Origin of the sequence: Achromobacter sp. ACM05, assembly GCF_019218915.1 — a bacterium.
GTDB lineage: Bacteria > Pseudomonadota > Gammaproteobacteria > Burkholderiales > Burkholderiaceae_B > Achromobacter > Achromobacter animicus.
In genome coordinates, this window is sequence record NZ_JAHUWQ010000004.1 from 265,883 (window position 1) to 278,725 (window position 12,843).

The following is a 12,843-nucleotide window of genomic DNA, read 5'->3' on the forward strand; positions in this document are numbered from 1 at the left end:
GTCAATCAACCGGTAAGGGAGCCGTGGCGCCGGGCTGCGGCGGCTGCCGCGATTGTAGTGGACGAGTAAAATCCGGGCATGACTTCCTCCGCCTACGACATTGCGATTCTTGGCGCCGGCCCGGTAGGCTGCGTATTGGCCCTGATGCTGGCGCGCGTGGCGCCCGATCCGGCGCGCATCGCCCTGCTCGCGGGCAGCGCGCCGGTCCCCGTCACACCGGCCGCGGCCATCCCGGCCGCGGATCCGCGCGTGCTCGCCATGAACCACGGCAGCCGGGTGCTGCTGGAGTCGCTGCATGCCTGGCCCGAACGCTCGGCCGACATCCGCAACATCCATGTGTCGCAGCGCGGCCGGTTGGGCCGCACGCTGATCCAGCACACCGATTTCAACGTGCCCCAGCTGGGCAGCGTGGTGGCCTATTCCGGGCTGTACGCCAAGCTGGACGAATGCGTCGCGGCGTCCGGCGTCACCGTGCTGGCCGGTCCGCCGGCGCAGATCGGCCTCCAGGATGCCGACGGCGTGCGTATCCAGCAGGGCGAAACACAAATCCTTTGCGGCGTTGCGGTGCAATCCGACGGCGCTGGCGCCACGGATGTGCGGCGCGACTACGACCAGCACGCCGTGCTGACCACCGCGCAGGCCACCCTGCCCCGGCGCGGCTGGGCATGGGAACGGTTCACGTCCGAGGGCCCGCTGGCGCTGCTGCCGCACCCGCAGACGCCTGACGCCTATTCGGTCGTCTGGTGCAGCGCGCCGGACCGTGCAGCCGAATTGGCGGCGCTGGATAACGCCGCGTTTTCCCACGCACTGACGCAGGCCTTCGGCGAACGCCTGGGCCGCCTGTCCAGCCATGCGCCCCGCCACGTTTTCCCGCTGGCGCTGTCCGCCCGCCGCGCACAGGTGCACGGCCGCGTGGCGGCCATCGGCAACGCGGCCCAGACCTTGCACCCGGTGGCGGGGCAGGGTCTGAACCTGGGCCTGCGCGACGCGGCGCGGCTGGCGCAGACCCTGGCGGGCTGGCTGGCGAGTCGCGCTGCCAACGCCGGCTCAAACCCCGGCCCCGCGCTCGCCGAATTCGCCAGCGCGCGCCATCTGGATCGTTTCATCACCGCCGGACTCACCGATTTCATGCCGCGCATCTTCGCCACAGGCCTCGCGCCCGTCGAACACGCCTGCGGCGCCGCGCTCTTGGGGATGGACCTTGCCTCCCCGCTGCGCGCCCCGCTCGCGCAGCACCTGCTGCAGGGATTCCGCGCCTGACCTCCCTTCGATCCGGCCCCGCATAGGGGCGGGATCGCCCTCTTTTATTCCCTGTTTGTTACCAGGCCCTCGCGCCCCAAAAATGGGGGTTCGATCGAGCCGGTTAAAATGTGAGCATGCGCATAGGCCAGTGGACCCTCCCCAACAACGTTCTTGTCGCGCCCATGGCGGGCGTGACGGATCGTCCTTTCCGCCAGCTTTGCAAGAAGCTGGGGGCGGGTTACGCGGTGTCCGAGATGGCCGCCAGCAACCCGAAACTCTGGGACAGCGTCAAGACGTCGCGCCGCCTGAACCACGATGGCGAGATCGCCCCGATTTCCGTGCAGATCGCCGGGGCGGACCCCGCCATGATGGCCGAGGCGGCCGTCTTCAACGCCAACAAGGGCGCCCGGATCATCGACATCAACATGGGATGTCCGGTCAAGAAGGTGTGCAATGTGGCGTCGGGATCGGCGCTGTTGCGCCATGAAGACCTGATCGTCCGCATCCTGGACGCGGTGGTCGCCGCCTGCGCGCCACTTGGCGTGCCCGTCACCCTGAAGACCCGCACCGGGTGGGATCGCAACAGCCGCAATGCATTGCGCGTCGCGAAGCTGGCCGAAAACGCCGGCATTGCCGCCCTCACGCTGCACGGCCGCACGCGGGCCGACCTCTATACGGGCGAGGCGGAATATGACACCATCCGCGCCGTCAAGGCCGAAATCGGCATCCCCGTGATTGCGAACGGAGATATCGACTCGCCCGCCAAAGCGCGGCATGTCCTGGATTACACTGGCGCCGATGCGGTCATGATTGGCCGGGCGGCCCAGGGCCGTCCGTGGATCTTCCGCGAAATCGACCACTACCTGCGCACGGGCGAAACACTGGCCCCTCCCTCTTATAGGGAAATGCGCGAGCTGCTGCTCGAACATCTCGACGACCACTACCGTTTCTATGGCGAGCACACCGGCGTACGCACCGCGCGCAAGCACATAGGCTGGTATGTGGACGGCCTGCCGGGCGCGGATTCGTTCTGCGCCGGCATGAACCTGATCGACAACACCCGCGACCAATGGCGGGCGGTGGCGGACTGGTTCGACACGCTATCACGCGACGGCGCCCCTACCCCGGCGCCGGCCGCAGAAGCCCTATTGGCGGCATGACCGCCTAAACACCAACATAAAAATATCTGTACTCAAATGAGCAAGAAAGATGTCCTGGAAGAATGCGTGCGCGCCAGCCTGGAGCGCTATTTCGAAGACTTGGGCGAGTCCGAGCCCCACGATATGTGGGACATGGTCATGCGCTGCGTGGAGCGCCCGGTGCTTGAAGTAGCGTTGGAGCGGTCGGGCGGCAACCAGTCCCGGGCGTCCGAGATGCTGGGCATCACCCGCAACACCCTGCGCAAGAAGTTGCTGGCGCACAATATCCAGGTTTAGCTTTCCCCCGCGCGGGCGGCGCATGCTTGGCGCCGCCGCCCCCTCCAGATTTCCCATCCGACCAGAACGAGAAAGGCGTCCCCGCCCCACTCCGTCCCATCATGAAAATCGAAACCGCCCTGCTTTCGGTGTCCGACAAGACCGGCATCGTTGAATTTGCCCGCGCCCTGGCCGCGCGTGGCGTGCGCCTGCTGTCGACCGGCGGCACCGCCAAGCTGCTTGCCGATTCCGGCCTGACCGTCACCGAAGTGGCCGCCCACACCGGCTCGCCCGAGATCCTGGACGGCCGCGTGAAGACGCTGCACCCGAAGATCCACGGCGGCCTGCTGGCCCGCCGCGACAGCGCCGAGCACATGGACACGATCAAGGCGGCTGGCATCGATCGCATCGACATTCTGGTGGTCAACCTGTATCCGTTCCGCGAGACGGTCGCCAAGCCCGACTGCACGTTTGCCGACGCCGTCGAGAACATCGACATCGGCGGCCCCGCCATGCTGCGCGCTGCCGCCAAGAACCACGGCACCGAAGCCGGCGGCGTGACCGTCGTGATCGACCCGGTCGACTACTCGCGCGTCCTGGCCGAAATGGACAAGGGCGGCTCGACCTCCTACGGCCTGCGCCTGGCGCTGGCCGCCAAGGTCTACGCCCACACGGCCTCGTATGACGGCGCCATCGCCGCCTACCTGACCAGCCTGACCGAAGCCGAACCCGTGCAGGAAGCCGTGCCCGCCCGCAACGAATGGCCCGGCACGCTGACGCTGCAGGTCAAGCAGGAACAGGCCCTGCGCTACGGCGAAAACCCGCATCAAAGCGCCGCCTTCTATGTGGACGCGCAGCGTCCGGCGGGCCTGCTGGGCAACTACCGCCAGTTGCAGGGCAAGGAACTGTCCTACAACAACATCGCCGACGCCGACGCGGCGTGGGAATGCGCGCGCAGCTTCGAGGCGCCCGCCTGCGTCATCGTCAAACACGCCAATCCGTGCGGCGTGGCCGTTGCCACCGACACGCTGGGCGCGTACCAGCAAGCCTTCAAGACCGATCCGACGTCGGCCTTTGGCGGCATCATCGCCTTCAACCGCCCGGTTGACGCCGCGACCGCCGAAGCCGTCAGCGCGCAATTCCTGGAAGTGCTGCTGGCCCCGGCCTACGACGGCGCCGCGCTGGCCATCCTGGCCGCCAAGAAGAACGTGCGCGTGCTGGAAGTGCCGATGGGCACGGGCCAGAACGCCTTCGACATCAAGCGCGTGGGCGGCGGCTGGCTGGTGCAGACGCCGGACGCCTACAACGTGCCGCGTGACGCCCTGAAGGTCGTCACCAAGCGCCAGCCCACCGAACAGGAAATGAACGACCTGTCGTTCGCCTGGAAGGTCGCCAAGTACGTCAAGTCCAACGCCATCGTGTTCGTGGGCGGCGGCATGACGCTGGGCGTGGGCGCCGGCCAGATGAGCCGCATCGACTCGGCCCGCATCGCCTCGATCAAGGCGGAAAACGCCGGCCTGACCTTGAAGGGCTCGGCCGTGGCGTCCGACGCGTTCTTCCCGTTCCGCGACGGCCTGGACGTCGTGGTGGCGGCGGGGGCGACCTGCGTGATCCAGCCGGGCGGCAGCGTGCGCGATGACGAAGTCATCGCCGCCGCCGACGAGCACGGCATCGCCATGGTGCTGACCGGCACCCGCCACTTCCGCCACTGATGCGCGTCCTCGGCATCGATCCCGGCCTGCGCCGCACCGGCTTCGGTGTGATCGATGCCGAAGGCTCGCGGCTGCGTTACGTGGCCAGCGGGACCATCGTGGTCCCGCCGGCGCTGACGCTGTCCGAACGCCTGAAGGTCATCCTGGACAATCTGCGCCAGGTGGCCCGCGACACGCAACCCGACGTGGCCGCGCTGGAAATCGTCTTCCTGAACACCAATCCCGCTTCCACCCTGCTGCTCGGGCAGGCGCGCGGCGCGGCGCTGTGCGCGCTGGCCGACAGTTCGCTCGACGTGCACGAATACACCGCCCTGCAGATCAAGAAAGCCGTGGTCGGCACCGGCCGCGCGGCGAAAGAGCAGGTGCAGATGATGGTGCAGCATCTCTTGGCGCTGGACGGCGTGCCCGCCCCCGACTCGGCCGACGCGCTGGCCTGCGCGATCTGCCACGCGCACGTGGGTCCGCTGCAGGACAAGCTGGAACGCCTGGGCAGCGCGCTGCGCATGGGCGGCAAGACCCGCATCCGCAACGGCCGGCTGATCGGCTGATCCCCGCTTTCCCTTTTTCGCTGCGTCACATCACGCCTACGCGGCCCCGCCCGCTCGCGCGCCCGCACGTATAGAATCCCCGCATCTGCCGCGCATTGCGCGGCTCCACCATTGCCAGGCCTCTCACCATGATCGGAAGAATCACCGGAACCCTGATCGAAAAACTGCCCCCCACGATCTGCGTGGACGTGGGCGGCATCGGGTACGACATCGACGTGCCCATGAGCACGCTGTATTCGCTGCCCGACACGGGCGCGCGCGTCACGCTCTACACGCACCTGACCGTGCGCGAAGACGCGCACATCCTGTATGGCTTTGCCTCGGCAGGCGAGCGCAGCGCGTTCCGCGAGCTCATCAAGGTCAGCGGGATCGGGGCGCGAACCGCGCTGTCGGTGCTGTCGGGTTTGTCGGTCGCGGATCTGGCGCAGGCCATCACGCTGCAGGAGTCGGGCCGTCTGACCCGCGTGCCGGGCATCGGCAAGAAGACCGCGGAACGCCTGCTGCTGGAGATGCGCGGCAAGCTGGGCGCGGACATCGGCGCCGCGGCGCACGTCACGCACGACAACCAGTCCGACATCCTGAATGCCCTGCTGGCGCTGGGCTACTCCGAGAAGGAATCGCTGTCGGCCCTGAAGACGCTGCCCGAGGGCGTGGGCGTGTCCGACGGCATCAAGCAGGCGCTGAAGGCGCTGGTGCGCTGAGTAATCGCGCTAGGCCGTCTTGCCGTGCTGCAGGTAGCGCGGCGCCACGGCTTCCAGCCCCGTGGGCACCACATGCAGCTCGGGGGCGATCGGCCCGCCGCAGACGTTGTCGCGGCGCAGGGAATCCAGATTGTCGCGCGACATCAGCGGCGTGCCCGGCATGCATTCGAACAGCCGGGCCTGCATGCGCCCCACCCCCATCGGGATGCTGATGACGGGACGGGGATGGCCGCTCCAGGCGGCGCACAGCCGCGCGATCTCGCCCAGCGTGTAGACCTGCGGTCCACCCAGTTCGTAGGTCTTGCCGCAGGTATGCGAGTCGGCCAGCGCCGTGGTCATGGCGGTCACCACGTCGCCCACATAGATGGGCTGCATGCGCGCGTTGGCGCCAGCCAGCGGCAATACCGGCAGCCAGCGCGCCAGCGACGCGAACATATTGGTGAAGTTGTCGTCGGGGCCGAATAGTACCGACGGGCGGAAGATGGTCCAGCCGATATCGCCGCGGTCTTGGTAGGCCGCCTTGATGGCGGCCTCGCCGTCGCCCTTGGAGCGCTGGTACATGCTGTCGCCGCTGGAATCGGCGCCCAGCGCGCTGACGTGCAGCAGGCGACGCACGCCGTGGCGCACGCAGGCCTGCGCAATGCGCTGCGGCAGATGCACGTGGGCCCGCGCGAAGTCCGACCCATATGGCCGGCCCAGATTGCCATGCAGGATGCCCACCAGATTCACGACGGCATCGCAGCCCCGGACCATGCCGTCGAGCGCGGCGTCATCATGGATGTCCGCCTGAAGCAGCGTGACGGTGGGAAGTAATTGCAGGTCGCGTCCGCGTGCAATGAGCCGCGTGGGCACGACGATCTGATGCGGGTCCGCGCAAAGCCGTGCTACCAAGTGGCGGCCGATGAAGCCCGTGCCGCCAATGACAAGGATACGCATGGCGTAGCCTCCGGTTCGTCAGGATCGAGGTTCGATTCTGCCTTGCCAGGTCGGCAGGCGCAAGCGCGCGCAGGGCGCACGCCGCGCGCGCCGCTTGATGCGCGTCAGCCCGCCAGCAGCCGGGCGTAGGCCGGAAGGTCGACGTTGCCGCCGCTGATGATGACGCCGACCCGGGCCCCGCGCACCGGCACCACGTTCTGCATGACGGCCGCCGCGGCCAGGCAGCCCGTGGGTTCCACGACCATCTTCATGCGCTCGGCAAAGAACTTCATCGTCGTGACGAGCTGTTCATCCGTCACCGTGACGATGTCGCGCACGTACTTCTGGATGAGGGGGAACGTGATGTTGCCCAGGTGCGTGGTGGCGGCGCCATCGGCCAGCGTCTTGGGCGCGGGGATTCGGACAATTTCACCCTTGCGCAAGGACTGCTGCCCGTCGTTGCCGGCTTCGGGCTCCACGCCGTACACCAGGCAGCGGGGGCTGAGCGCGAAGGCGGACAGGGCCGAGCCCGACAGCAGGCCGCCGCCGCCCAGGCACACGAACAGGTAGTCCAGTTCGCCGACTTCCTCGAACAGCTCCTTGGCGGCGGTGCCCTGCCCCGCGATCACGTCCTCGTGGTCGTACGGCGGGATCAGCGTGGCGCCGGTTTCGGCCTGGATGCGGCGGGCGATGGTCTCGCGGTCTTCGGTGTAGCGGTCGTACGTGACGATCTTGCCGCCGTAGCCTTCCGTGGCCGCGCGCTTGGCCGCGGGCGCGTCCAGCGGCATGATGATCGTGGCCTGAACGCCTTGCAGCTTCGAGGCCAGCGCGATGGCCTGCGCGTGATTGCCCGACGAGAACGTCACCACGCCGGCGGCACGCTGCTCGGGCGTGAGGCGCGCGATGGCGTTGTAGCCGCCCCGGAACTTGAACGCGCCCATGCGCTGGAAATTCTCGCACTTGAAGAACAGCGACGCGCCGGCGATGGCATCGGCGGTGGCCGAGGTCAGGACGGGCGTGCGGTGTGCGTTGCCGGCCAGGCGCTCGCTGGCGCGCACGACGTCATCATAGGAGGGCAATTCGGGCTGCATGGAATAAGGTCCTTAGATCGCGAGGGGGAAACGAAACCCTCGGATCATAAACCCGTCGCGCGGTTTGCGCGCCGCCCGTTGGCATGACGGCGCGTGGCGCGGATTATTTGCCGAAGAGGTCGCCGCTGCCGCCGGTGGCGGTGCCCGCAGGCGGCGCCAGGCCAAGGTGGCGCCAGGTGGTCAGCGTGGCGGTGCGCCCGCGCGGCGTGCGTTGCAGGTAGCCGTGCTGGATGAGATACGGCTCGATGACGTCCTCGATCGTGTCGCGCTCTTCGCCGATGGCCGCGGCCAGGCTGTCCACGCCGACCGGGCCGCCATCGAACTTGTGGACGATGGCTTCGAGCAGCTTCCTGTCCATCAGGTCCAGCCCTTGCGGATCGACTTCCAGCATGGCAAGCGCGCGGCCCGCGACGTCGGCGTCGATCGTGCCGCCCGCCTTGACCTCGGCGTAGTCGCGCACCCGGCGCAGCAGACGGTTGGCGATACGCGGCGTGCCGCGCGCGCGCCGCGCCACCTCGGCTGCGCCGTCCGGCGTGATGACGGCGTTCAACAAGCCCGCGCTGCGCGTCACGATGTGGCCGAGATCGGCAGCGTTGTAGAACTCGAGCCGCGAGACGATGCCGAAGCGGTCGCGCAGCGGATTGGTCAGCATGCCGGCGCGCGTCGTGGCGCCTACCAGCGTGAAGGGCTGCAGATCCAGCTTCACGCTGCGCGCGGCCGGGCCTTCGCCGATCAGGATGTCGATCTGGAAGTCTTCCAGCGCCGGGTAGAGGATTTCCTCGACGACGGGCGACAGGCGATGGATTTCGTCGATGAAGAGGACGTCGTTCTTTTCCAGGTTGGTCAGCAGCGCGGCCAGGTCGCCCGGGCGTTCGAGGACCGGGCCTGAAGTCTGGCGCAACTGCACGCCCATTTCGTGGGCGATGATGTGCGCGAGCGTGGTCTTGCCCAGGCCCGGCGGGCCGAAGAGCAGGACGTGATCCAGAGCCTCGCCGCGCTTTTTGGCCGCGGCGATGAAGATCTCGAGCTGTTCGCGGGCGCGCTGCTGCCCGACGTACTCCTGTAACGCCTTGGGCCGCAACGCGCGTTCGATCGACTCCTCGTTGGGCGACACCGGCTGCGGCGCCACGATGCGAGGGGCGTCGGGACGGGAGGAAAGCGAATCGGACTGGATGGCCATGGTGCGGGGTACGGGCAGAGGACGAAGCAGGATGAATCGTACCGTAGCCCGGCCCGCCCTGGGGCCGCCCCGAGGACACGCCGGGCAGGCGGCCTGCGATCAGGCGGCCTGCGATCAGGCGGCCTGCGGTCAGGCGGCCTGCGACAGCGGCAGACGCACGCGCACGCACAGGCCGCCGGATTCGGCCTCGCGCAGTTCGAGCGATCCGCCGTGCGCCCGCGCGATGGCCTCGGCCAGGGCCAGGCCCAGGCCCACGCTGCCCGTGCGGGTGCGCGCGTCGTCCAGCCGGCTGAACGGCCGCAAGGCTTCCAGGCGGCGTTCGGGCACGATGCCCGGTCCATGGTCGGCCACGTCCAGCACCGCGTGCCCTTCTTCGCGGCGCAGCGCGATGTCCACCGGCGGCGCGCCGTGGTTCAGCGCGTTGCCGATCAGGTTGTCCAGCAGACGGCCCAACGCCACGGCGTCGGCCTGCACCACCGCCCCGCTGGCATCCTGGGCGGTGTCCAGGCCGATCGCGGTGCCGGCGCCCTGCCAGGCGCCCACGCGCTCGGTCAGCCATTCGGCCAGCACGATGGGCGCATAGCGGTAGGCCGCCGGATCGGTGCCGCGCACGAAGCCGATGAACTGATCCACCATGTGCTGCATGTCGCGCAGGTCGGTGCGCAGGCCTTCCTTCAGCGTGGAATCATCGGCCATTTCAACGCGCAGCCACATGCGCGACAGCGGCCCCTTCAAGTCATGCGGCAGGCCGGAAAGCAGCGTGCGCCGCACCGAGTCGGACTCGGACAACGCGTCCAGCATGGCGTTGAAGCGTTCGCCCAGCACGCGGGTTTCATGCGGCCCCGAGGGCTCCACGCGTTGCGGCTGGCCGGCGGCCAACTGGTCCGCGGCATCGGCAAGGCGGGTGATCGGCCGCGTGATGTGCCACGAAAAGCCCACGGCCAGGAGCAGCAGGAGGCCCAGACCACCAAGCCAGGCGGCGATGAAGGGCGTGGCCACGGGCGGGTCCAGCCGTTCCAGCGGAATGACCAGCCACTCGCGCAGCCGCGGTGCGTCTTCGGTGGCCGGGTTGGGCGCCAGCGAAATGAAGATTTCCGGCGTGGGGCCGCGCGACAACGCCACGCGCGTGCCGTCGTTCAGGCGTTCGTTGAGCTGCTGGACCAGCACGCGCAGATCGCGGCGGATGTCGTCGGGCTCGGGCTTGTAGCGGCGGTTGGACTCCTCGCGGTCGCGGGCGCCATCGCCGGTGCGCTGCGCGTCGCCGCGCCCGTCGGCCTGGGCGGCGTGCGTGTCGCGCTCGTCGTCGCGGACTTCGGGCGGCGGGGGCGGCGGCGGCCCGTGAAATTGGGCATCCTGGGAGGACGACGGCGGCGGAGGCGGCGGGCGCGGCGCGGCGCGTGGCGGTGGCGGACGGCGGCCGTTGAAACGCTGCAGCTTGGCTTCGGCGGGCAGCACACGCGACCACAACCGCCACTGGTTCTGCGACGCGGCCCGCACAAAATCGGCGCGGTCTTCGGCCGGCACCTGGGACACGGCGGCCCGCAGCGTGCGGATGGTGGTGACGATGTAGCCGATGGCCACGTCTTCCATGAACTTGTGCCGGAAGTACGACACAGTCACTAACGTGGCGGCCTGCGTCAGCAGGACGGATCCCAGGATCAGCAGGATCAGCCGTGCCCGCAGCGAGCGGGGCACCAGAATGCCGGGGGAAAAGCGCATCAGGGCGAGAACCGGTAGCCGATGCCCCAGACGGTCTGAATCCAGCGCGGCTGCTTGGGATCGTCTTCGATGACGCGGCGCAGGCGCAGGATTGCGATGTCGATCGCGCGGTCGTTGCGTTCGCCGGCGTCGTCGTCGCGGGCCAGCGCCAGCAGGCGTTCGCGCGACAGCGGCTTGCCGGCGTTGCGCACCAGGGCTTCAAGCAGGTTGATCTCGCCGCCCGTCAGCTTGACGACGGTGCCGTCGCGGGACAGCTGACGCGTGGACGGATCGAACACGAATGGGCCGAACGAGACCGGCGCGTCCTTGGTGAGCGCGGACGGGCCGCGCTTGCGGCGCAGCACGGCCTCGATGCGGGCCAGCAGTTCGCGGGGATCGAAGGGCTTGCCGACGTAGTCGTCAGCGCCGGCCTCCAGGCCGATGATGCGGTCCACGGCTTCGTCGCGCGCGGTCAGCAGGATGACGGGAATGTCCTCGCCCTGCTCGCGCAGGCGGCGGCAGGCATCGGCGCCGTCGCCGCCGGGCAGCATGCGGTCGAGCACCAGCAGATCGGGCGCGTAACGGGTAATGCGCGAGGAAAGGTCGGTCGCGTCCGGGGCAAGCAAAGTGTCGTAGCCATGCCGGTTCAGGTAGTCGGCCAGCAATTGGCGCAGCGCCGGATCGTCGTCGACGACCAGCAGCTTGGTGTGGGAATTGTCCATGGGCGTCATAGTGCGGCGCGTCGCCGTCGCCCGCAAGGGGCGGGAAATCATCTGAAATATACCCGTTGCACGATGTACGGATGATGTGTCGGGCTTTTTGCAACGGGGGTCCCCTCGCCCCCGAACTGGCCCTAGAATGTCGCTTCGCCTGCCGCCCTTCGTGGACTTTCCTAAAGATCGTTTACAGATGCCCGGCAGGGTGCTCCCTACACTGTCCCCATGGCCGCCACAGCTAACCCCTGGCGCAGAGGGCTGTTGCACGCGGCGCTGACGGCGGGCCTGGCCTGGCCGCTGGCGCCCGCTTTTGGTGACGAGCCCGACGTGTCCCCTTTTACTTGGACGCCGCCCCCGGCGGGCGACGTCACGCGCGTGGCGCGCGGCATCGGCGTGCTCTCGCCGGTTCAATCGCTGCCGGTGCGCCCCGCCCCGTCGCTGGAAGATCGGGCCGTGCCGCTGGACCCGACGCCGTGCGACCTGCACGCGACGGAACCCGGCATGGACACCACGGTGCGCGATGGCGCTGACGACCCTGCCGAAGGCTTCATCCCCGGCACCGGCATGGGCCTGACGGGCAACGCGCCGACGGTCCCGCTGTCCTGCGATCCCCTGGCAACGCCGGCTTCCGCCGTCGACATCCCGCCCGATTACTCGTTTGCTCTGGAAGACGGCGATCTCCCGAAAATACCCGTGGTGGTGATTTCCGGGGTTTCGCGCCCCTCGCGTCCCTGGTTCTCGTCCGTCGGCGGACTGGATGGCCTGCGCTATGGCGGCAGCCGCAACTGGGTCTACAACAACACCGTCGGCCCTTCCCTCACCGTGGGCAATGTCAATCCGAATGCGCCCGCGTGGGGCAGCGGCGCGCCGGTGGGCGGACTGCAGATCGCCAACTGGGGCGGCAGCGGCGCCACGTTGCCCGAGGGCAGCTTCGGCTACTCGTCATCGGTGGGCAAACTGAACCTGATGGACCCGGCCGCCAAGTCCGGGGCCGTGGACTACGGCGCGTCCGTCGGCAGCGGCAGCGTGCGCTACGGGCTGACGCCCGTGGTGACGGTCGAAGGCCAGATGCAGAGCGCCCCATCCCTGACCACCCGCGGCGTGGGCACCACGTACAACGCCGGCGAATTCGGCACCTTCCGGGCCGGCGCCACGCAAAGCACCTTCGATGCGGCCAGCGGCTACCGCTACCGCTTCGGCTACAGCATCGACGTGGCCGACACGGTGACGCTGGGCTACACCAACGAGCAGATCGGTGCGGGCTACGGCGACCTGTCCACCTATTCCGACGGCGTCGCGTCCACGGCCCAGACGCGCAATACCGTATCGGCGGGCGTCCCGTTGTCCGGCTGGGGCACGCTGAGCGGTACGTATTCCGGGCTGCGCGAAGGCTCCGTGCTGGCCGAACAGCGCGTGGGCCTGTCCCACAGCATGTTCGTCGCTCCGAAGGTCAAGCTGGCCGTCGGCGCCGACCGCGACATCGTGACGGGCGACTACGGCTGGCGCGCCAACCTGAGCATGCCGGTCGACACCTTCATGCGCGGCACCTGGCTCAGCTGGTAAGTGCCGGATAGCGTGGCCAAAATCTCCCTCCGGAACGGGCGGCCGGGATTTGGGGCTTAAAA

12 protein-coding genes are annotated in these 12,843 nt (G+C 68.7%); 7 read left to right on the forward strand and 5 right to left on the reverse strand.

The window, feature by feature from the left end:
* Positions 1 to 78 precede the first annotated feature (78 nt).
* The 6 genes from KW836_RS23480 (at position 79) to ruvA (ending at position 5,618) form a co-directional block, all read left to right on the forward strand.
* Positions 79 to 1,260, forward strand: a complete 1,182-nt coding sequence (locus tag KW836_RS23480) for a UbiH/UbiF/VisC/COQ6 family ubiquinone biosynthesis hydroxylase (RefSeq protein WP_218344916.1) — start codon at positions 79 to 81, stop codon at positions 1,258 to 1,260.
* A gap of 116 nt (positions 1,261 to 1,376) precedes the next feature.
* On the forward strand, positions 1,377 to 2,402 hold the full coding sequence (gene dusB, locus KW836_RS23485; RefSeq protein WP_175184421.1) for a tRNA dihydrouridine synthase DusB: 1,026 nt from the start codon (positions 1,377 to 1,379) through the stop codon (positions 2,400 to 2,402).
* Positions 2,403 to 2,438: 36 nt separating this feature from the next.
* Positions 2,439 to 2,678, forward strand: coding sequence for a helix-turn-helix domain-containing protein (locus KW836_RS23490; RefSeq protein WP_006217670.1), 240 nt, complete (start codon positions 2,439 to 2,441; stop codon positions 2,676 to 2,678).
* A 101-nt stretch (positions 2,679 to 2,779) separates the two neighbouring features.
* Entirely contained in the window at positions 2,780 to 4,369 is a 1,590-nt protein-coding gene (gene purH, locus KW836_RS23495; RefSeq protein WP_218344917.1) for a bifunctional phosphoribosylaminoimidazolecarboxamide formyltransferase/IMP cyclohydrolase, read from the forward strand.
* The gene (ruvC, locus tag KW836_RS23500) at positions 4,369 to 4,917 is read left to right on the forward strand and encodes a crossover junction endodeoxyribonuclease RuvC (RefSeq protein ID WP_142050713.1); all 549 of its coding nucleotides are present in this window, start codon (positions 4,369 to 4,371) and stop codon (positions 4,915 to 4,917) included. The genes purH and ruvC overlap by 1 nt, the downstream gene beginning before the upstream one ends.
* A gap of 128 nt (positions 4,918 to 5,045) precedes the next feature.
* Positions 5,046 to 5,618, forward strand: a complete 573-nt coding sequence (gene ruvA, locus KW836_RS23505; protein ID WP_175137187.1) for a Holliday junction branch migration protein RuvA — start codon at positions 5,046 to 5,048, stop codon at positions 5,616 to 5,618.
* Between the two features lie 9 nt (positions 5,619 to 5,627).
* On the opposite strand, the gene KW836_RS23510 is transcribed toward ruvA, so the two are convergent.
* The 5 genes from KW836_RS23510 to KW836_RS23530 all read right to left on the reverse strand — a co-directional run bounded on the left by KW836_RS23510 (position 5,628) and on the right by KW836_RS23530 (position 11,224).
* Positions 5,628 to 6,554 carry a complex I NDUFA9 subunit family protein gene (locus tag KW836_RS23510; protein ID WP_175123199.1) on the reverse strand — a complete coding sequence of 309 codons (927 nt, stop codon included), beginning with the start codon at positions 6,552 to 6,554 and terminating at the stop codon, positions 5,628 to 5,630.
* Between the two features lie 104 nt (positions 6,555 to 6,658).
* Entirely contained in the window at positions 6,659 to 7,624 is a 966-nt protein-coding gene (locus tag KW836_RS23515; protein ID WP_175123200.1) for a threo-3-hydroxy-L-aspartate ammonia-lyase, read from the reverse strand.
* 103 nt (positions 7,625 to 7,727) lie between these two features.
* Positions 7,728 to 8,804 (reverse strand): Holliday junction branch migration DNA helicase RuvB, encoded by a 1,077-nt coding sequence (gene ruvB / locus KW836_RS23520; RefSeq protein WP_175123201.1) that lies wholly within the window; start codon positions 8,802 to 8,804, stop codon positions 7,728 to 7,730.
* A 129-nt stretch (positions 8,805 to 8,933) separates the two neighbouring features.
* Positions 8,934 to 10,523, reverse strand: a complete 1,590-nt coding sequence (locus tag KW836_RS23525; RefSeq protein WP_218344918.1) for a sensor histidine kinase KdpD — start codon at positions 10,521 to 10,523, stop codon at positions 8,934 to 8,936.
* Positions 10,523 to 11,224: a response regulator gene (locus KW836_RS23530; RefSeq protein ID WP_008158717.1), complete on the reverse strand. Its 702-nt coding sequence runs from the start codon at positions 11,222 to 11,224 to the stop codon at positions 10,523 to 10,525. The genes KW836_RS23525 and KW836_RS23530 overlap by 1 nt, the downstream gene beginning before the upstream one ends.
* A gap of 219 nt (positions 11,225 to 11,443) precedes the next feature.
* On the opposite strand from KW836_RS23530, the gene KW836_RS23535 reads away from it, so the two are divergent.
* Positions 11,444 to 12,781, forward strand: coding sequence for a fimbrial protein (locus KW836_RS23535; protein WP_255596164.1), 1,338 nt, complete (start codon positions 11,444 to 11,446; stop codon positions 12,779 to 12,781).
* Positions 12,782 to 12,843: the final 62 nt, after the last annotated feature.